Raw genomic sequence first — 20,352 nt, forward strand, 5'->3', positions numbered from 1 at the left:
CGCTATCTTTCCCCGCAGCATCCGTTCGGGGAGAATCATTCGTGAGTGCACAACTGCCATCCAGCGCCGCACCGCGCACCGAATTGACCGTTCGCGGCCTGATTATCGGCGTGGTCATCACGCTGGTATTTACCGCGGCCAATGTGTTTTTCGGCCTGAAGGCGGGGCTGACCTTCGCCACGTCGATTCCGGCGGCGGTGATCTCGATGGCGATCCTGCGCGGGTTCAAGAACTCCACGATCCAGGAAAACAATATCGTGCAGACGATTGCCTCGTCGGCGGGCACGCTGTCGGCGATCATCTTCGTATTGCCGGGGCTGGTGATGATCGGCTGGTGGAACGGTTTTCCGTTCTGGGTGACGTTCGGCATCTGCGCGACCGGCGGCATTCTCGGCGTGATGTATACGATCCCGCTGCGCCGCGCGCTGGTCACCGATTCGGACCTGCCGTATCCCGAAGGCGTGGCGTGCGCCGAGGTGCTGAAGGTCGGCGGCGGTGACGATTCCGAATCGTCCGCGGAAGAAAGCAGTAAGGACGGCTTGCTGGCCGTCGCCGCGGGTACGGCGGTATCGGCCGTATTCGCTATCGTCGTAGCGACCAAGATTTTCGCCAGCGACGTGGTGCAGTACTTCCGCATCGGCGATCGCGGTGGCGCCACCGGCTACGACTTCAGCCTGTCGTTCGCCTTGCTGGCGGTCGGCCATCTGGTAGGTCTGTGGGTCGGCATCGCCATGCTGCTGGGCGCGGCGATCGCCTGGGGCTGGGCCGTGCCGCACTACACGGCGCTGGCGGGTGCGGCCGGTGTCGCGGCCGATGTGGCACAGGCGGCTTGGAGCCACAAGGTACGCTTTCTCGGCGCCGGCACCATCGGCGTGGCGGCGATCTGGACGCTGGCCAAACTGGTCAAGCCGGTGATCAGCGGGCTCGGTTCGGCGATGGCCGCCTCGCGCGTGCGCAAGTCCGGGCAGGGCGCCACGCTGCCACGTACCGAGCAGGACATGCCGATCGGCATCGTCGGCCTGATCAGCTTGATCTGTCTGCTGCCGATCGCGTGGCTGCTGGGCAATTTCGCGGTGACGACGGGACTCGGTTCGCATCTGTGGCTGCTGATCGTGGGCGGTATCGTTTTCGTCGTGGTGATGGGTTTTCTGGTGTCGGCGGTGTGCGGCTACATGGCCGGCCTGATCGGTTCGTCCAATAGCCCGTTGTCGGGCGTCGGCATTCTGGTCGTCATCATCGCGGCGCTGCTGCTGGTAGTGACCGTGCAGTCGCAGCTGCCGGTCAGCGCGGGCAAGGGCATGGTCGCGTTTGCGTTGTTCATTACCTCGGTGGTGTTCTCGGTCGCGACGATCGCCAACAACAATCTGCAGGATCTGAAAACCGGCCAGCTGGTCGATGCCACGCCCTGGAAGCAGCAGGTGGCGCTGGTGATCGGCGTGCTGGTCGGCGCGGCAGTGATTCCGCCGGTGCTCGATCTGTTGAACAAAGCCTACGGCTTTGCCGGCATGGCCGGCGTCGATCCGGCGCGCGCGTTGGCAGCGCCCCAGGCGGGCCTGATCTCGGCGCTGGCGCAGGGCGTGATCCAGGGCAACATCGACTGGAGTCTGATCATTCTCGGCGCGATCATTGGTGTCGCGCTCATCATCGTCGACGCGCTGCTGAGTCGCTTCAGCAAGTCGGCCTCGCTGCCGCCGCTGGCGGTGGGTCTGGGCATCTATCTGCCGATCTCGACCACGTTGATGATCGTGGTCGGCGCGATGGTCGGCTGGTATTTCGACAAGCGCGCCGACCAGACGCCGAAAGCCGAGGCGACCAAGCAGCTCGGGGTGCTGCTGGCCTCGGGCATGATCGTGGGCGAGAGCATCATCGGCGTGATCATTGCCGCGATCGTGGTGTTTTCGGGCAAAGCCACGCCGCTGGGTCTGGTGGGTGACGGGTTCGATACGGCAGCGATCTGGATCGGCGGTATCGCCTTCGTGTTTGTCAATCTGGCGCTGTATCTGTGGGTAGCCAAGCGGGGCCGGAAGTCGGCGCTGGCCTAGGAGCTTGCCGGACTTTAGCTGGCCGAGCTACAAATCCGGCCATGCGGTCCATCTACCGTCGACTCTTGGCCCATAGCACCACGATGGGCCGGCGAATCGCCAAAAATCTGTCCTCGCATGGTCAGATTTTCGCCTCGACCGCCAAAGCCCGACAGGCTCCTAGCATTCCTGTGACGATGGCGAACGCAGCCAACAGGTTGTTCACGACCTGACATAAGCCAGGCTTTACACTAGACAGCTATACAGAGGGAGTTCGTCGTCGCGTGAAGCCACAGGGCCCTAAGCCAACAGACGCGCAGCCACAAGACGTGCAGGAAAAGGTCGAGCCGGCGTTGAGCGCCGAGCAGGTGCTGGCGCCGCCGAGCCAGCGCATGGTGCTGTTGCGCCGGCTGGCCGGACCGCTGTTCTCCGTGGCCATGCTGTGCCTCGCACTGTGGGCACTGCATCTGCTCGCCAAAGAGGTGGATTACCACCAGGTACGCAAGTACGTGAACCGGCTGTCGCGCGGGCGGCTGCTGCTGGCGGCGCTGTTCACGGCGCTGGGCTATGGCGTGATGACGCTGTACGACCGCTACGCGCTAGTGTCCATCGGCCGCAAGCTGTCGTGGCGCCGCGTCACCCTGATCTCCTTCATCAGCTACGCCTTCAGCAATGCGGTGGGCATGGCGCTGCTGGTGTCCGGCTCGATCCGCTACCGGTTTTACATACAGAACGGGTTGACCACCGCCGAGGTGGGCCGAATCGTGCTTTTCTGCACCACCAGCTTCTGGCTCGGCCTGCTGGCGCTCACCGGCGTGACCCTGTTGTGCATCCCGCTGCCGCTAGATTTTCAGCTGGCCCCGCTGCGCGTGATGGCGCAGTTGCGTATTCCCATTGCGCTGGCGCTGACCGCGGTGCCGCTGCTGTGGCTGGCCGGCGGTTTGCTGCGTCGGCCGCTGCGCATTTTCAATCTGCGCATCAATATGCCGTCGGTCGCGACAGGCTTTCGGCAGATTTTGATCGGCGCGTTCGACTGGGGTCTAGCCGCGGCGGTGCTCTACATTCTCATGCCGGACCAGCTCAACAACGGTTTCGGGCACTTTCTGGCGATCTTCGTGATTGCGCAGATCGCCGGCCTGGTCAGCCACGTGCCCGGCGGCCTGGGCGTGTTCGAGGCGATCATGCTGGCCGGCTTCGGCGCCACCGGCAACGAGGCGCTCGCCGCGCCGATCCTCGGCGCGCTGGTGGTGTTCCGGGTCATTTACTACCTGCTACCGCTGTGCGGCGCCATCGTGATGGTGCTGCAGCGCGAGGCGCGCGGCATCCGGCAAAAATCGCTGCTGTCGCCGTGGTTCACCGGACTATTGCCATCGTTCTTTGCGGGGCTGACCCTGGTCTCCGGCGCGGTGCTCCTGTTCTCCGGCGCCACGCGCGCGTTGCCGAACCGCATGGAGCTGCTGCGCGAGGTGCTGCCGCTGTCGGTACTGGAAGTGTCGCATCTGCTCGCCAGCGTCATTGGCATGCTGCTGCTGATTCTGGCGCGCGGGCTGCAGCGCCGGCTCGACGCCGCCTACGTGCTGACCCTGATTCTGCTGGTGGCCGGCGCGATCTTCTCGCTGCTCAAAGGCATCGATTACGAAGAGGCGACCCTGCTCACGCTGCTGGCGATGGCGCTGGCACCGGCGCATCGTCTTTTTTACCGGCGCGCCTCGCTGTTCAGCACCACCTTTTCACAGGGCTGGATTCTGGCCATTCTGGCGATTCTCATCTGTGCGGCATGGCTGGTGACATTCAGCTTCAAGCACGTCGATTACAGCAATAGCCTGTGGTGGGAATTCAGCTTCCACGAGGGTGGCGCGCCGCGCGCGCTGCGTGCACTGGTGGCCGCGGCGGCAGCCGGCATGCTGTTTGCCGTCGCCAGCCTGATCAAGCCGTTGAAGCTGCATCGCGAGCCGCCGACCGAGGCCGAGCTGGCGCAGGCGCTACCGCTGATCAAGCAGTTCCCCTCGGCCCAGGCGCATCTGGCGCTGATGGGCGACAAGACCCTGCTGTTCGATGCCGCGCACACGGCTTTCGTGATGTACGACATCGAGGGCCGCAGCTGGGTCACCATGGGCGATCCGGTCGGGGCCGACGACGACACTCGCCGCGAGCTGGTCTGGGCGTTTCTCGAACAGTGCGAGCGCGGCGGCGGCTGGCCGGTGTTCTATCAGGTCAGTCCGGCGGATCTGGACCTATATCTCGAAGTAGGCATGAACCTGCTGAAGATCGGTGAAGAGGCGCGCGTGCGTCTGGATGGCTTCAATCTGGACGGCAAGTCCAAGAAAGTGCTGCGCAATACGGTCAACAAGCTGGGTCGAGAAGGACTGCGCCTGGAAATCATTCCGGCCGAATCGGTCGCTCCGCTGCTGCCGCAGATCAAGCAGGTGTCCGATGCCTGGTTGGGCGACAAGCGCGGGCGCGAGAAGCGCTTCTCGCTGGGCGCTTTCGATCCGCGTTATCTGGTGCGTACGCCGATGGCGCTGGTCTGGCAGAACGACAAACTGGTGGCGTTCGCCAACCTGTTTCTCACCGACACGCACGAAGAAGCATCGGTGGATCTGATGCGCTTTCTGCCCGACGGTCCGCCCGGCATCATGGATTATCTGTTCGTGGAACTGATGCAGTGGGCAAAGGCCCAGGGCTATCGCTGGTTCAACCTCGGCATGGCGCCGCTGGCCGGTTTGCAGAACCGGCGGCAGGCGCCGCTGTGGAACCGCTTCGGCGCCCTGGTATTCGGCCGTGGCGAGCGCTTCTACAATTTCCGCGGGCTGCAGCGTTACAAGGACAAGTTCGATCCGGAATGGGAGCCGCGCTATATGGCGGTGCCAGGCGGCATCGCCTTGCCCATGATTCTGACCAACGTCGCCAGCCTGATCGCTGGCGGCCTCACAGGCGTGGTACGTCGATGAAAGGCCGGCCGATGAAACACAAGAAGCTCATGGCGCTGGCCATCGTGGTCGTGGTGGTGGCGGTCGTGCTGCTGATCTGGCGACCGTTCGCCCGCGTCAGCCTCGAGAGCGTCACCGTGCCGATGCAGGTGAGCAGCTTCAGCTCGCCGCCGCCGGCCGGCAAAAGCGATGTGATGGCGATCATCTATTCCGGCGACGGTGGCTGGGCCGACCTGGATCGTCGCCTCGGCATCGCGTTCATCGACCGCGGCATTCCGGTACTCGGCGTCAACACCTTCAAGTACTACTGGCGCAACCGGACGGCCGACGAATCGGCCGCCGAGCTCGATGCGTTGATGACCAAATACACCACCGCGTGGAACAAGCCGCGCATCTGGCTGATCGGCTATTCCTTCGGCGCCGACCTGCTGCCCACCCTGGTCGGTAAACTCAGCCCGGCGAACCGGGCGCGCATCACCCAGCTGGTGCTGCTGGCACCGAGCAAGGAGCTCAATTTCGAGATCGAGCTCGAGGGTTACATGATCAAGCAGGGCTGGTTTCAGGACCACTTCAAGTCGTTGATGGAAAGCATCAACCCGATCAAGGAATACGATGCCATGCCGCCGCTGCAGGCGCTCGACAACAAGCCGCCGGTGGTCTGCTACTACGGCCTGGACGATGCCGACGACACCGTATGCACCGAGCCCAACGTGCCCAAGTGGATCGTCATGCATCCGAAGAAGGGCGACCATCACTTCGACGGCGGCTACCAGCCGCTGGCCAAGCAGATGCTTGACGAACTGCCGGCGTCATCGGCGTCTGCTGCAGCTAGCCATTAACTTGACGCAGTGTTCGGAGTTGCCGCCGGGCGTCGCTCAATTCTCCGGCCGTTCCTCTGCTCTGCGTCGCGTGGCCGAGATGGCCCGCGCGACCACCAGGGCGAGAAACGCGCTGACCACCAGCGAGAGTTCCAGACCGTAAGCCCACCACTGGCGTGACAGCGCCAGCGATACCGGCATGTGTTCGGACAGCGGTATAAGCACATAGATCGTGAGCACGATGCCTGCAAGGTAAAACAGCGCCGATCGCGCGGTGGGCACAACGAACGAGCAATACGCGGCCAGCAGCGCACCAAAGGTGATCACGCCCGCGCCCAAACCATAGACGACGAGGGCGTCCCATAAAAACAGCCCGATCTCGAATGCTGCGCGCGAACGCAAGCCGAGAAAAATTCCGCGCGGAGCCGAAAACGCTGCCGTGTAGGCGAGCGTGTGAACTACCACAAGCCCAACCGCGACGCCGAGCAAACCGCAAAACAGGGAGTGGCGGCGCAGTGTTTTCGGCATGGCGAGTGTGTCCACGAACAAGGTGGCGTGGCGCTTATTGGATACCAGCCGCTGCGGCCGCGAAAGCGCCGCTGTTGACGCAGGTTCAGCCCCTCATTTCGATGACCGGCCCGATAGCCAAGTACAATGGCATCTCGTTTTACTGCCAAGAAATCCTGTGACGGCTGCCGGTGTGTTCGCAGCGCCGCCCGATGCGGCGCTGGATGCGTTGTTCTTTCCTTTCGAGTCGGCCCAACTTCGCCTGCCGGCGGACGGTCGCGTGCTTTTTTTGAACGCGCGTGCCGGCGTGCGGCTGCGCGAGATGGCGTCGAAAAGCTGGCTCTGCCAGCAGAGCTTTATGCCGTTTGCGGACGAACTGGCGCGCAACGGCTTTGCCGTTGGTGAGCCCGCGCAGGGCGAGCAATTTGACCTGGTCATGGTGTTACCGCCACGCCAGCGCGACGAATCGCGCGCGCTGTTCGCGCGCGCTTTGCAGCATCTCGCGCCTGGCGGCAAGCTGTTGGCGAGCATGCCCAATACGGAAGGCGCCAAGTCAGGCGAAGCCGATCTGTCCAAGCTGGCCGGCGCCGTGCAGCACGTTTCCAAGCACAAATGCCGGGTCTTCTGGAGCACGCCCGCGAGCGCCGATATCGATCAGCCGCTGCGAGACGAATGGCAGGCCCTGGATGCACCGCGCGAGATGATGGACGGCTATATCAGTCGGCCCGGATTGTTCGCCTGGAATCGCGTCGATCGCGCCTCGGCACTGCTGGCGTCGCATTTGCCTGCCAGCCTGCACGGTCGCGTGGCCGATCTCGGCGCGGGCTACGGCTATCTCGCAACGCAGCTGATCGCGCGCTGTCACGGGGTGACGGCGCTGGATCTGTACGAGGCCGAGGCACGTGCGCTGGAGCCGGCGCGGATCAATCTGGATCGCGCCTGTCGCGCCAGCGGGCATGCCCCGGAAGTAGCCGTCCACTGGCATGACGTTACGCGCGGTCTGCGGCAGACCTACGATGCGATCGTCAGCAATCCGCCGTTTCATCAAGGTCGCGCCGATCTGCCGGCGCTGGGTCAGGCGTTCATTACCAGCGCGGCGGATGCGCTGCAGCCGGACGGCTGTTTGTGGCTGGTGGCCAATCGCCACCTGCCGTACGAGGGGCTGCTGACCCGACGTTTTCGCGAGATGCGCGTCGTGGTACTGGAAGAGGGTTTCAAGGTGATCGAAGCAAGCGGAGTGCGGCAATGAAACGGGTCAAGCCATGAAGTTAGTCAAACTGATCGCCAATCTGGGCTACGGCAGCCGCAAGGACGTCGCGCAGATGTTTCGCGCCGGGCGCATCACCGACCTCGCGGGCGAGGTGCTGTACGCCGACGACGTCGTGCCGCATGAAACCATCCGCATCGACGATGAGCCGATCGATCCGCCGGTGGGTTTGGTGCTGATGATGAACAAGCCGCTCGGCGTGACCTGCTCGCGCAAGGATCCGGGGCGGGTGGTCTACGATCTGCTGCCGCCGCGCTACAACGTGCGCACGCCGTCGCTGTCCAGCGTCGGTCGACTCGATCGCGATACCACTGGACTGCTGCTGTTTACCGACGACGGTGCGCTGCTGCATCGGATCATTTCGCCCAAGGCCCAGGTAGCCAAGGTGTATGAGGCGACGCTGGCGCAGGATCTGCGCGGCGACGAAGGCGAGCTGTTCGCCAGCGGCACGATGATGCTGGAGTCGGAGAAAGAGCCGCTGGCGCCTGCTTCGTTGGAAGTGCTCGGGCCGCGCCACGCGCGTCTGACCGTGACCGAAGGCCGCTATCACCAGGTGCGTCGGATGTTTGCCGCGGCCGGCAACCACGTCGAAACCCTGCAGCGCGTTTCAGTGGGTGGACTCACGTTGGGCGACTTGCCGCTGGGCGAATGGCGTGCCATCGATGCGGCAGAAGCTGCAAGGATTTTCGATCCCGCGTGATTAGCGGCGGCGGTCTAATGCCTTTAGATCAGATTGACGAGGGTCGGCACGGGCTCGCCGTACCACTTCAGCCGCTCATCCTGACAGCTGGGGCTGCCCATCGCGTACTTGCGACAGATCGACGGACGTTCGTCGTAGATCGTGCAGCGCGAGGTGTTGGGATCCACCGCGGCACACCAGCCGTCGTCACCTTTGGCCAGCGTTTCCATGCCGTGCAGATCGCGATCGATCAGCCATTCGGGCACGTGATCCTCGGGCATCAATACCACCGTGAGGCGGCAGCAGATGGCTTCACAGGATGTGCAGCGGATGCTGGGATCGATGCTTTCCGCGTAGGGTTTGGCGAGGCTGTTCACGCGTCAGCATGACAGCATCGCTCGCAGCGCATATGAACCGAGGCGTTTCAGCGCGCCGCCATCAGCTGTTGTTATCGCGCCACAGTGCCTGCCAGCCCTCGTTCCCCAGGCGCTGCAAGGTGTCCATGTTGCGCCGGTAGATGGCGTCGGTATCGGTCATCGCTTCCATCGCGCGCTCCACGCTGGCTTCGCGCAGCAGGTGCAGCGTGGGGTAGGGCGAGCGGTTGCTGAAATTCTCGATATCGTCCGGATCACTGTCGGCGAATTGATAATGCGGATGAAAACTGGCGACCTGCAGCTCGCCCTCCAGCCCCAGCGTTTCCACCGCGGCATCGGCGCTGTCGAGAAAATCGTTGTAGTCGAGAAAGTCGCCCAGCACGTGCGGATGGATCAGCAGCGTGGTTTCGCACTCGCTGGCGTCGATCGCATGAAGGCTCTGCAGCTCGCCGAGCAGATCGTCCAGCAGCGCGTCGGTGTCGCGCGCGTGGCTGACCACGTAACGGATCTTTTGCTGCACCATCGGCGCGCGTGCGAACGGACACAGGTTGAGGCCGACCACGGCACGCTCGACCCAGCGACGCGTGGCGTCGATATAAGGTTCGTCGCCAGGCTGCAGATCGGCGGTGATGAAAGGACTGACGGAGTCGTTCATAGCGTGCGGCGGTAACAGAGAAAGCGCGACTATAGCCGCTGCACCGGTCGACATCATTGGCGATCGGCCGACGCATCCCCATATCGTTTGTTCGACCATTCAGGCGCGCGCCGTATGCATCAACCGACCTTCGATAATGCGTTCGTCCGCGAGCTGCCCGGCGATGCGGTGCTGGGCTCGCGCCGTCGGCAGGTGGAGGGCGCCGCGTATTCGCGCATCGATCCGTCGCCGGTGAGCGCGCCGCGGCTGCTGGCGTATTCGCGCGAGATGGCGGCGACGCTCGGTTTCAGTGAAGAGGATGTGCTCGATCCGCCATTCGCCCAGGTTTTCGGCGGCAACGCCTTGTTGACCGGCATGGAACCCTACGCCGCCAACTACGGCGGCCATCAGTTCGGCAACTGGGCCGGCCAGCTGGGTGACGGCCGGGCGATCTCGCTGGGCGAAACCGTCAATACCCGTGGCGAGCGCTGGGAACTGCAGCTGAAGGGCGCCGGCCTGACGCCGTATTCGCGCGGTGCGGACGGCCGCGCGGTGCTGCGTTCGTCGGTGCGCGAGTTTCTGTGCAGCGAGGCCATGCATCATCTCGGCGTGCCGACCACGCGCGCGCTGAGTCTGGTCGATACCGGCGAGCATGTGGTGCGCGACATGTTCTACGACGGCAATCCCGCGCCCGAGCGCGGGGCCATCGTCTGCCGCGTGGCGCCGTCGTTCATCCGCTTCGGCAACTTCGAACTGCCGGCCTCGCGCGGCGATATCGCGTTGCTCAAGCAGCTGGTCGATTTCACCATCTGGCGCGATTTTCCGGAGCTGGAAGGCGAGGGCGAAGCGCTCTATGCCGAATGGTTTGCGACCGTATGCGAGCGCACCGCGCAGATGGTGGCGCAGTGGATGCGGGTGGGCTTTGTGCACGGGGTGATGAACACCGACAACATGTCGATTCTCGGTCTCACCATCGACTACGGCCCGTATGGCTGGGTCGACAATTTCGATGCCGACTGGACGCCCAATACCACCGACACGCAGCGCCGCCGTTACCGCTTCGGCCAGCAGCCCAACGTGGCGTGGTGGAATCTGAGCCGGCTGGCCGGTGCGCTGGCGCCGCTGTTTGCCAGCACCGATCCGCTGCAGGCCGGACTCGATCGCTATGCCACGGCGTTCGGCCTGGCCGATCGCGCCACCATCGCGGCCAAACTGGGTCTGGCCGAATGCCGCGACGACGACGTGACGCTGATGCAGTCGCTGCAGTCGCTGCTGCAGCAGGCCGAAGTCGACATGACACTGTGGTTCCGCGCGCTGGCCGATCTCGACCTTGCGGCTCCCAGCCTCGCGCCGTTCGACGACGCGTTCTATGACGAGGCGAAAAAACAGCAGGTGACGCCGGACTTCAACGCGTGGCTGGCGCGCTACACCGCACGGCTGGCCAACGACCCGCAGTCGACCGAGCAGCGTCGTGCCTGCATGAACGCGGCCAACCCGCGCTACGTGCTGCGCAATTACCTCGCGCAGCAGGCGATCGATCGGGCCGAGCAAGGCGACAATAGCGGCATCGACGAACTGCTGGATGTCATGCGCCATCCTTACGACGAACAGCCGGAGCGGGAGCATTACGCACAGAAGCGTCCCGACTGGGCAAGGCAGAAAGCCGGTTGCTCGATGCTGTCGTGCAGCTCCTGAGCCCACGCCCGAGCGACGCTTTGTCTGCTACGAAAACGCAAAAAGCAGGCAATGCCGGCTTTTTGCTTGAATGAGTGGTGCCCTCGAGACGATTCGAACGTCCGACCTGTCCCTTAGGAGGGGACCGCTCTATCCAACTGAGCTACGAGGGCAGCGGCGGGATTTTCGCATGGATCTTCCGACGGTGCGATCCGAGCCACGCGCACCTACCTGGTCCGCCCATTCTGGCGGCCGTCTCCCGGCCGATAAACAAGGCGCCTGCTAGAATGGCGGGCTAGGTCCTTTCAATTCACGGCGCCGCAAGGTGCCAAGCCCGTATCAGGAGTTACCCATGCCCCACGCCATCCTCACCGCGCTCGGCCTTTCCGACGCGCAGTCCGGCACGTATCTCGGTCAGGGCGAGTGGTCGAAGACCACCGACGCCGGCACGCTGCAGCCGGTCAACCCGGCGACCGGTGAAGTGATTGCCAGCGTGCATGCGTCCAGCGCCGCGGATTATGCGACGATCGTCGAGCGTGCCCAGGCAGCGTTCAAGGTCTGGCGCACCACGCCGGCGCCACAGCGTGGCGAAGCGGTGCGGCTGTGCGGCGAAGCACTGCGCAAGCACAAGGATGCGCTCGGTTCGCTGGTTGCGTTCGAGATGGGCAAGATCAAGCCCGAGGGCGATGGCGAAGTGCAGGAGATGATCGACATCGCCGACTTCGCCGTGGGCCAGAGCCGCATGATGTATGGCGCCACCATGCATTCGGAGCGCCCGGGTCACCGCATGTACGACCAGTACCATCCGCTGGGCCTGGTCGGCATCATCAGCGCGTTCAATTTCCCGGTCGCGGTCTGGGCGTGGAACGCCATGCTGGCCACCATCGCCGGCGATATCTGCATCTGGAAGCCGTCGCCGAAGACGCCGCTGTCGGCGATCGCCACGATCAAGATCTGCAACGAGGCGCTGAAGGCCGGCGGATTCCCGGACCTGTTCTTCCTGTTCAACGACGCCGGCACCGAGCTGTCGCAGGCGTTTGTCGACGACAAGCGCATCCCGCTGATCAGCTTCACGGGCTCGACCAAGGTCGGCCGCATGGTCGGCGAGCGCGTGGCGCACCGCATGGGCCGCTCGCTGCTGGAGCTGGGCGGCAACAACGCGATCATCCTGGACGAAACCGCCGACCTGAAGCTGGCCATCCCCGGCATCGTGTTCGGCGCGGTCGGCACCGCCGGCCAGCGCTGCACCACCACGCGCCGGCTGTTCGTGCATCACTCGATCCATGACAGCGTGGTCGAGACCCTGGTCAAGGCCTACGGCCAGGTCGAAGGCAAGATCGGCGATCCCACGCTCGCCACTACGCTGATGGGCCCACTCAACAGCCCCGAGGCGGTGCAGGGCTATCTGGCCGCTGTGGAAAAGGCCAAGGCAGCTGGCGGCAAGGTGCTGACCGGCGGCAGGGCGCTGACCGAGCGCAAGGGCAACTTCGTGCTGCCGACGATCGTCACGGGCTTGAAAAATTCGGACGAGGTGGTCCAGACCGAAACTTTCGCACCGATTCTCTACGTGATGCCGTTCACCACGCTGGACGAGGCCATCGACATGCAGAACGACGTGCCGCAGGGCCTGTCCTCGTCGATATTCACCAACAACCTGCGCGCGGCCGAGCAGTTCCTTTCGGCTGCAGGTTCGGATTGCGGTATCGCCAACGTCAACATCGGCACCTCCGGTGCGGAGATCGGCGGTGCGTTCGGTGGCGAAAAGGAAACCGGCGGTGGCCGCGAATCCGGCTCGGACGCCTGGAAGGTCTATATGCGCCGACAGACCAATACCATCAACTACTCCGACTCGCTGCCGCTGGCGCAAGGCATCAAGTTCGATCTGTAATCGTTCGAGCTTTTATGGCGCCGACGAAAGGCGGATGATGCGTCACCGCCTTTCGATCGCGAAGGCTTTGTTCCCACCCTGCACGCGTGAGCGAACCGATGAGCTATCAACCGGCGTACCCATCCGCCCGCACGACCAGCACCATGGCCATCGTCAGCCTGGTCTTCGGCATTCTCTCCTGGCTATTGCTGCCCTTCATCGGAGCGATTGTGGCCGTGGTCTGCGGCCATCTGGCGCGCAGCGAAATACGTCGTGCGCCGGTGGATACGGTGCTGGAGGGCGACGGCATGGCCGTCGCCGGACTGGTGCTCGGCTATCTGCACCTGACTTTTGTCGTGATCTGCCTCGTCGTGCTGTTTGGCGTGCTGTTTTTCAGCATCGGCACGTTCTGGCACTGATTCGGCAGAAGCGACCGATTTGCCTTCACGGCTGCTTGTCCGGATTTCATGCGTCAAGAGAAGCTTTTGTTACTTTGCTTTTCAGCTATGGCACTATGATCTGCGACAATTCAAGCTGCCTTGGTTCTAAGTTCGTCAGCTAATGTCTAGATACTCCAGAATAAGGAAATTTTCGGATGACATCGCAAACTATCGATCAGCCGTCGTTGTCTAGCACCAGCGCATACGCCGTCGTCAGCCTGATCTTTGGAATATTGACTTGGGTAGCGCTACCTTTGGCCGGTGCGCTGGTTGCCATTGTTTGCGGACGATTAGCAATGAGGGAAATCAGCAGGGCGGCGCCAGGTGAAATCGCGGGAGCCAGCCTTGCCAAAATCGGTATGTTATTAGCCCGCGTGCAGGTTGTACTTTGCGTGTGTTATGTCGCTGCTCACATGATCATGCAATTGATGTTTCGGCATCATTGAATATCCGCGGCACTACGTATCAGTGAATCGTTTCCACACGCCTTTTGATTTTCGTAGCTACCGCATCGTCGTCGCCGGCGGCAGTCGCGGTATCGGGCGCAGCATGGCGCTGGCGTTTGCGCAATCGGGCGCCGCGGTTTCGATCTGCGCACGCGGTGAACTCGCGCTGGAAGACACCCGTGTAGCGATGGCGGCATTCGGCGGGGTGACGCATGCGCAATCGTGCGATCTTGCCAGGCTCGATGAGATAGACGGCTATATTGCCAACGCGGCGACGGCTTTGGGTGGCGTCGACGTGCTCATCAACAACGGCACCGGTTTCGGTTTTGCCGATGACGAAGAGAGCTGGATGTCGGGCATCCATGTCGATCTTCTGGCGGCCGTTCGTGCGTCTCGCGCGGCGCTGCCGTTTCTCACGGCATCGAAGCGAGCGAGCATTCTGCACACCACGTCGATCGCCGCGCTGCGCCCGCGCGGCAGCGGTGCGCCGTATGCGGCGGTCAAGGCGGCGCTGACGCACTACGCCGGATCGCAGGCGTTGGCCCTCGCGAAAGACGGCATACGCGTCAACGCCATCGCGCCGGGTTCGATAGAATTTGCCGACGGCCTGTGGGAGCAGCGCAGCAAGGACGCTCCCGACGTCTATCGCGCCACGCTGGCGAAGATTCCGTTCGGGCGCTTTGGCAAGCCCGAAGAGGTGGCGCACGCTGCGCTGTTTCTGGCGTCGCCGTACGCGGGCTGGATCACCGGGCATACCCTGGTAGTCGACGGCGGACAGATGCTCAATGGCTGAGTATCTGGATAGAGATCCAACCATAGACAGGCCCGAATAACATGACGCTGCTGCAATCCACCTCGCGCTTCAGCGATCGCGTCGACGACTACGTGCGCTATCGCCCCGACTATCCGGCGGCACTGCTTGAATGGCTGCAGCGCGAGTGCGGTGTCACGACTGATTGGCTGGTGGCGGATGTCGGCGCCGGCACCGGCATTTCGTCGAAGATGCTGCTCGACGCCGGCTATCGGGTGATCGCGGTGGAGCCGAATGCGCCGATGCGCGCGGCGGCCGAAACGTGGCTGGGTGGCAATGCCAACTTCAGCGCGGTCGATGGCCGCGCCGACGCCACCGGCCTGGACGATGCCAGCGTCGATCTGGTCACCGTGGCACAGGCCTTTCACTGGTTCGATGAAGAAACGACGCGGCGCGAGTTTGCACGCATTCTCAAGCCCGGCGGCCTGGCGGCGATCTGGTGGAACTCGCGCCGGCTCACCGGTACGCCGTTTCTGGAAGGCTACGAAGCGCTGCTGCAGAACTACGGTACCGATTACACCAGCGTCGCCGAACGCTACGCCGACGACGTGCGGATGCGCGCGTGGTTCGGCGCGGGGTATGTCGGCAGCGGGCGTTTTCCGCACAGCCAGAAGCTGGATTTCGAGGCGCTGCGCGGGCGGCTGATGTCGTCCTCCTATGCGCCCAAAGAAGGCCATCCCAAACATGCGCCGATGCTGAAAGCGCTGCGCGAGCTGTTCGAGGCCTGCGCCGAGCGCGGCACGATAAGCTTCGATTACGACACCCGCGTCTTTGCGGGTCATCTGGCCTGACCATGTACGACGTTCTTCGCCCCCTGCTGTTCAAGCTCGATCCTGAAGTGGCGCACGGCCTCACGCTGTACGGGCTGGGCGTGGCTCAGCGCAGCGGCTTCGCGCACTGGCTGGCCAGGCCGCCGGTGGATCTGCCGACCACGGCGTTCGGCATCACCTTCCCCAATCCGGTCGGCCTGGCCGCTGGGCTGGACAAGAACGCCGACCATCTCGATGCACTGGCCGCGCTGGGCTTCGGTTTTATCGAAGTCGGCACGGTCACCCCGCTGCCCCAGCCGGGCAACGACAAGCCGCGCATGTTTCGACTGGCCGGACACGAGGCGATCATCAATCGTCTCGGCTTCAACAACGGCGGCGTCGAGGCGCTGGTGCGCAACGTGCAGAAGGCGGCCTATCGCGGCGTGCTCGGCATCAATATCGGCAAGAACAAGGACACGCCGAACGAGCGGGCCGTCGACGATTACCTGATCTGCCAGCGCCGCGTGCACGAATACGCCAGCTACATCACCGTGAATATCTCCTCGCCGAACACGCAGGGTCTGCGTGATCTGCAGGAAGAGGCCACGCTGCGCCGCTTCATCGGCACGCTGCGCGAGGCGCAGGAGCAACTCGGCTCGCAGCAGGGAAAGCGCAAGCCGATGCTGCTGAAGATCGCGCCGGATCTGGCCGAGGCCGAGCTCGATGCGATCGCCGAGGTGCTGCTCGATACCGGCATCGACGGCGTCATCTGCACCAACACCACGATCGATCACGCCTCGGTGGCGGATGATCCGCAAAGTACCGAGACGGGCGGGCTTTCCGGCAGGCCGCTGTTCGATCGCGCCACGGCCGTGCTGGCCGGTATGAGCCGTCGCGTGCAGGGGCGTATTGCGCTGATCGGCGTCGGCGGCATTCTCGACGGCAGCAACGCGGCGGAGAAAGTCGAGGCCGGCGCGGCGCTGGTGCAGATCTATTCCGGGCTGATCTATCGCGGGCCGCAGCTGATCGGCGAATGCGTCAACGAAATGCGCCGGCAGCGGGAAGACACGCATGCCGGCTGAGCGCATGAACACCACGCCGCAAGGCACGGACATGCCAGCGGAGCGAATAGATATGGGTGGCTACACGCTGATCGAAAACGCCTCGCTGGCGACCCGCAACACGCTGCGCGTGGCGGCCAAGGCCAGCCTGCTGGCGGAAATTCGCGATGCCACCAAGCTGCCCGAACTGCTGCAGTTTCCGGGCATTCGCGATCGCCCGCTGCTGGTGCTGGGCGAGGGCAGCAACGTGCTGTTTACTGGCGACTTCGACGGCACGGTGCTGGTCATGGCCACGCGAGGCGTGCAGGTCGAAAGCGATGGCGACAGCGCGCGCATCGCGGTGGCCGCCGGCGAGCGCTGGGACGACTTCGTGCGCTGGACTCTGGGTCAGGGTTACGCCGGCATGGAAAACCTGATCCTGATTCCCGGCACGGTCGGCGCCGCGCCGATTCAGAACATCGGCGCCTACGGCTGCGAAGTGGCCGAGTTCGTCGAGAGCGTCGAGGCGTGGGACATCCGCGAGCATCGTGTGATGACGCTGGATCATGCGACCTGTGCCTTCGCCTATCGCGACTCGCTGTTCAAGCGCGAGCCCGGTCGCTACATCGTCACCGCCGTGCGCTTCGTGCTGCCGCGCCAGCGCGAACTGCGCACCGACTATGCCGGTATCCACGATGAGCTCAAACGCATGGGCGTGGACAAGCCCGCGCCGTTCCACGTGGCCGAGGCCGTGGTGCATCTGCGCACGAAAAAATTGCCCGATCCGGAAGTGATCGGCAACGCCGGCAGCTTCTTCAAGAATCCGATCGTCGAGCGCGCGCTGGCCGAATCGTTGGCAAACGCGCATCCCGGTCTGGTGTCCTGGCCGGCCGGCGACGCGCACAGCAAGCTGTCCGCCGCGTGGCTGATCGAGCAGGCCGGCTTCAAGGGCCTGCGCGAGGGCGACGCCGGCATCTCCAATCGCCATGCGCTGGTGCTGGTCAATCACGGCAGGGCCAGCGGCGCGCAGCTGTGGGCGCTGGCGCAGCAGGTAATGGCCGGCGTACAGAAGACCTTTGGCGTGCAGCTCGAGCCCGAGCCGCTGATTATCGGTGCGAGCCCGCGCTGACGACGATCGCTGACGACGATTGGCTGCCATCGCCGGAACTTGCGATCGAGCCTGCGTTCCATGGAAGCGTTCGCCGCGGGCGCTCTCCGCCATACCTGCTGCGGTTCTGCCTCGTCATGGGATCATGGCTTCTGGCACGCGGCAGTCGGCCGGGGCGCCAGCAGAATTCCGTCGTCGTTTCATGGTCGAACAAGGCGCGGCATATCGCGCCCGCACGACACCTCCCATCAGCAATCCACAAGGAATCACCGGTCATGATGTTGAACAAGCTCAAACCCCTGACATGGAGCGTGCTGCTGGGTATCGGTTTGCTGGGCGGCGCGGCGCATGCAGCCGAGGCGGCGATTCCGGCCGTCGCCAGCGAAGCGGGCAACGTCACCCGCGCCACGCTGACGAACGGCCTGCGCGTGGTCATCGTGCGCGACACGCTGGCGCCGATGGTCACCACGCAGATCACCTATCTGGCCGGCGGCTGCGAGACGCCGAAGGGCTACCCCGGCACCGCGCACGCGCTGGAACACATGATGTTTCGCGACAGCGCCGGCATGACCGGCGCGCAGTTGAACGAGATGACCGGCAAGATGGGCGGCGACAACAACGCCTTCACCACCAACGATGCGACCCAGTATTACTTCGTGGCGCCGTCGGCCTATCTCGACATCCTGCTGCATATCGAAGCCACCCGCATGCAGGGCCTGCTGGTCAGCGACAAGGACTGGGGCCTGGAGAAGGGTGCGATCGAGCAGGAGGTATCACGCGACATTTCCGATCCGGGTTTCCTGGCCTTCGAGAAGGCCGAGGGAGCGCTGTTCGCCGGCACCGGCTACGAGGCCGATCCGCTGGGCACGCGGCCCACGTTCGACAAAACCACGTCGGCCGTGCTCAAGCAGTTCCACACCGACTGGTACGTGCCGAACAACGCGATCTTCGTGATCGTCGGCGACGTCGATCCGCAGGCCACGCTGGCCAAGGTCAAGCAGCTGTTCGATCCGATTCCGCAGCGCGCCACGCCGGCGCGCGTGCCGATCGCGCTGAAGCCGTTGAAGCCGCAGACCATCAGCAGCAGCACGCCGCAGGGCACCGGCACGGTGCAGTTTCTGTATCGCATGCCGGGCCAGCAGAGCAAGGATTACGCCGCGGCGCAGGTGCTGATGGACGTGCTGGGCAATGCGCGCAGCAGCCTGTCGGAGCTGGCGGCGCAGGGCAAGGTGCTCAGTGCCGATGCGCAGATGCAGCCGTTCACCCGCGGCGGCATCGGCGCCATCGAGGCCAGCTTCCCCAAAGGCGGTGACGCCAAGCAGACCCAGGCCAATCTCGAGGCCGTCGTGGCACAGCTGTTGAAAGACGGCATGTCGCCCGAGCTGGTCGATGCGGCCAAGCGCTCCGAACTGGCCCAGGCCGAGTTCAACAAGAACAGCGCCGTGACCCTCGCCAGCGCGTGGTCGCAGGCGCTGGCCTGGCAGGGCGTGGATTCGCCTGAGGCCGCCGAAAAGCTGATTGCCGCCGTCACCGTCGACGACGTCAACCGGGTGGCGCGCGAGTATCTGAAATCGCACCAGCGCATCACCGTGGTGCTCACGCCTAGCAATGACGGCAAGCGTCCGCCTGACAGCAGCGGCTTCGGCGGCACCGAATCGTTCGGCGGCGACGACAAGCTCGACGCGCCGCTGCCGGCGTGGGCCGAGAAGGCGCTGGGCACGCTGCAGATGCCGCACTGGACGCTGGCACCCACCGATATGAAGCTGGCCAACGGCCTGCGTCTGATCGTGCAGCCGGAAAGCATCAGCAAGACGGTGACCGTCGTCGGTCATGTCGATCACGACGCCGGCCTGCAGGAGCCGAAGGGGCAGGAGGGCGTCGGTCGCCTGCTCGCCTCGCTGTTCGATTACGGTACCACCAGCCTGGACCGCAGCGCGTTCCACAAGGCGCTGGACGATATCTCCGCCTCCGCGTCCGGCGGCAGCGACTTCACTCTCGCCGTGCCCAGCGGCGCATTCGACAAGGGCATGCAGCTGCTGGCCGACAACGAGCTGCATCCGGCGCTGCCGGCGCAGGCGTTCCAGGTGCAGCAAAGCACGCTGGCACGCACGCTGGCCGGTGAAATCGAATCGCCCGAATACAAGATGTTCCACGCGCTGACCAAGGGCATGCTGCCGGCCGGCGACTCGGGCCTGCGCGAGGCCCTGCCGAGCACGGTGAATGCGGTGACCCTGGCGGATGTCAAAAGCTACTTCGATGCGACCTATCGTCCGGACCTCACCACCCTAGTCGTGGTCGGCGACGTGACGCCGGCGCAGGCCAAGGCCACCGTGGAGAAGTACTTCGGCGACTGGAAAGCCACCGGACCCAAGCCCAACGTGATCCCGAAGCCGGTACCGCTGCATCCGGCCGCTTACACCGTGGTCAACAATGCGTTTGCTTCGCAGGACCAGGTGCTGATGGGGCAGATGCTCGATCTGAACCTGACCGACCCGAATCGTTACGCGCTGAAGCTCGGCAACGACGTGCTCGGCGGCAACGGTTTCGCCTCGCGCCTGATGGTCGACGTGCGCGTGAAGCACGGCTTCGCCTACGGCGCCAGCTCGGGCATGCGCTTCGATCGTTCGCGCTCGATCTTCTTCGTGCAGTACGGTAGCGACCCGAGCAAGGTCGGTCCGGTCGATGGGCTGATCCGGCAGAACCTGGCCGACATGCAGAACACGCCGGTGAAGCCCGACGAGCTGACCAACGCGCGCCAGTTCGAAATCCGCTCGATTCCACTGGGTGTCTCCAGCGTCAACGACATCGCGCATTCGCTGGTCGCCTGGGGCTACAAGGGCCAGCCGCTGGACGAGCCGATGGTCGCCGCCAAGTATTACCTCACCCTCACCGCGCCGCAGGTGCAGGAAGCCTTCAAGAAATACCTGCAGCCGGCGCACCTGGTCCAGGTCGTGCAGGGGCCGCTGCCAGCGGCGCATTGACGTCGC

17 protein-coding genes and 1 tRNA gene are annotated in these 20,352 nt (G+C 64.2%); 14 read left to right on the top strand and 4 right to left on the bottom strand.

All coding sequences use genetic code 11. The annotated features are described in order from the left end of the window. Window positions 1-41 precede the first annotated feature (41 nt). The 3 genes from HDE78_RS12675 (at window position 42) to HDE78_RS12685 (ending at window position 5,790) form a co-directional block, all read left to right on the top strand. Complete coding sequence (locus tag HDE78_RS12675) at window positions 42-2,042, top strand: oligopeptide transporter, OPT family (RefSeq protein WP_179480008.1); 2,001 nt, start codon at window positions 42-44, stop codon at window positions 2,040-2,042. A 263-nt stretch (window positions 2,043-2,305) separates the two neighbouring features. Next, window positions 2,306-4,972, top strand: a complete 2,667-nt coding sequence (mprF, locus tag HDE78_RS12680; protein ID WP_343205669.1) for a bifunctional lysylphosphatidylglycerol flippase/synthetase MprF — start codon at window positions 2,306-2,308, stop codon at window positions 4,970-4,972. A gap of 11 nt (window positions 4,973-4,983) precedes the next feature. Beyond that, a complete protein-coding gene (locus HDE78_RS12685) occupies window positions 4,984-5,790 on the top strand; it encodes an AcvB/VirJ family lysyl-phosphatidylglycerol hydrolase (protein WP_179480010.1) in 807 nt (268 codons plus the stop codon). Window positions 5,791-5,826: 36 nt separating this feature from the next. Here HDE78_RS12685 and HDE78_RS12690 read toward each other — a convergent pair whose 3' ends face one another. Next, on the bottom strand, window positions 5,827-6,297 hold the full coding sequence (locus HDE78_RS12690; protein ID WP_179480011.1) for a hypothetical protein: 471 nt from the start codon (window positions 6,295-6,297) through the stop codon (window positions 5,827-5,829). A 157-nt stretch (window positions 6,298-6,454) separates the two neighbouring features. Here HDE78_RS12690 and HDE78_RS12695 point away from each other — a divergent pair, with 157 nt between their 5' ends. Beyond that, window positions 6,455-7,525, top strand: coding sequence for a class I SAM-dependent methyltransferase (locus HDE78_RS12695; protein WP_343205668.1), 1,071 nt, complete (start codon window positions 6,455-6,457; stop codon window positions 7,523-7,525). Window positions 7,526-7,538: 13 nt separating this feature from the next. Continuing rightward, entirely contained in the window at window positions 7,539-8,243 is a 705-nt protein-coding gene (locus HDE78_RS12700) for a 16S rRNA pseudouridine(516) synthase (protein WP_179480015.1), read from the top strand. 23 nt (window positions 8,244-8,266) lie between these two features. Here HDE78_RS12700 and HDE78_RS12705 read toward each other — a convergent pair whose 3' ends face one another. Continuing rightward, window positions 8,267-8,599, bottom strand: a complete 333-nt coding sequence (locus tag HDE78_RS12705) for a YkgJ family cysteine cluster protein (RefSeq protein ID WP_179480017.1) — start codon at window positions 8,597-8,599, stop codon at window positions 8,267-8,269. 61 nt (window positions 8,600-8,660) lie between these two features. Next, window positions 8,661-9,251 carry a DUF1415 domain-containing protein gene (locus HDE78_RS12710; RefSeq protein ID WP_179480019.1) on the bottom strand — a complete coding sequence of 197 codons (591 nt, stop codon included), beginning with the start codon at window positions 9,249-9,251 and terminating at the stop codon, window positions 8,661-8,663. Window positions 9,252-9,365: 114 nt separating this feature from the next. On the opposite strand from HDE78_RS12710, the gene HDE78_RS12715 reads away from it, so the two are divergent. Continuing rightward, window positions 9,366-10,925: a YdiU family protein gene (locus HDE78_RS12715; protein ID WP_179480021.1), complete on the top strand. Its 1,560-nt coding sequence runs from the start codon at window positions 9,366-9,368 to the stop codon at window positions 10,923-10,925. 75 nt (window positions 10,926-11,000) lie between these two features. On the opposite strand, the gene HDE78_RS12720 is transcribed toward HDE78_RS12715, so the two are convergent. Further along, window positions 11,001-11,077: transfer RNA gene (locus tag HDE78_RS12720), tRNA-Arg, on the bottom strand. A gap of 179 nt (window positions 11,078-11,256) precedes the next feature. Here HDE78_RS12720 and HDE78_RS12725 point away from each other — a divergent pair. The 8 genes from HDE78_RS12725 to HDE78_RS12760 all read left to right on the top strand — a co-directional run bounded on the left by HDE78_RS12725 (window position 11,257) and on the right by HDE78_RS12760 (window position 20,346). Beyond that, a complete protein-coding gene (locus tag HDE78_RS12725; protein ID WP_179480023.1) occupies window positions 11,257-12,792 on the top strand; it encodes an aldehyde dehydrogenase family protein in 1,536 nt (511 codons plus the stop codon). A gap of 98 nt (window positions 12,793-12,890) precedes the next feature. Next, on the top strand, window positions 12,891-13,190 hold the full coding sequence (locus tag HDE78_RS12730) for a DUF4190 domain-containing protein (protein ID WP_179480025.1): 300 nt from the start codon (window positions 12,891-12,893) through the stop codon (window positions 13,188-13,190). Between the two features lie 176 nt (window positions 13,191-13,366). Continuing rightward, on the top strand, window positions 13,367-13,657 hold the full coding sequence (locus tag HDE78_RS12735; RefSeq protein WP_179480026.1) for a DUF4190 domain-containing protein: 291 nt from the start codon (window positions 13,367-13,369) through the stop codon (window positions 13,655-13,657). A 22-nt stretch (window positions 13,658-13,679) separates the two neighbouring features. Beyond that, the gene (locus HDE78_RS12740) at window positions 13,680-14,450 is read left to right on the top strand and encodes an SDR family oxidoreductase (protein WP_343205667.1); all 771 of its coding nucleotides are present in this window, start codon (window positions 13,680-13,682) and stop codon (window positions 14,448-14,450) included. A 41-nt stretch (window positions 14,451-14,491) separates the two neighbouring features. Further along, window positions 14,492-15,259: a class I SAM-dependent methyltransferase gene (locus tag HDE78_RS12745; RefSeq protein WP_179480028.1), complete on the top strand. Its 768-nt coding sequence runs from the start codon at window positions 14,492-14,494 to the stop codon at window positions 15,257-15,259. A gap of 2 nt (window positions 15,260-15,261) precedes the next feature. After that, window positions 15,262-16,299 (top strand): quinone-dependent dihydroorotate dehydrogenase, encoded by a 1,038-nt coding sequence (locus tag HDE78_RS12750; RefSeq protein ID WP_179480030.1) that lies wholly within the window; start codon window positions 15,262-15,264, stop codon window positions 16,297-16,299. A 52-nt stretch (window positions 16,300-16,351) separates the two neighbouring features. Further along, a complete protein-coding gene (gene murB, locus HDE78_RS12755) occupies window positions 16,352-17,386 on the top strand; it encodes a UDP-N-acetylmuramate dehydrogenase (protein WP_179480362.1) in 1,035 nt (344 codons plus the stop codon). Window positions 17,387-17,640: 254 nt separating this feature from the next. Continuing rightward, entirely contained in the window at window positions 17,641-20,346 is a 2,706-nt protein-coding gene (locus HDE78_RS12760) for a pitrilysin family protein (protein WP_179480032.1), read from the top strand. The last annotated feature ends 6 nt before the right edge of the window (window positions 20,347-20,352 follow it).

This window comes from Rhodanobacter sp. K2T2, from assembly GCF_013408815.1.
GTDB lineage: Bacteria > Pseudomonadota > Gammaproteobacteria > Xanthomonadales > Rhodanobacteraceae > Rhodanobacter.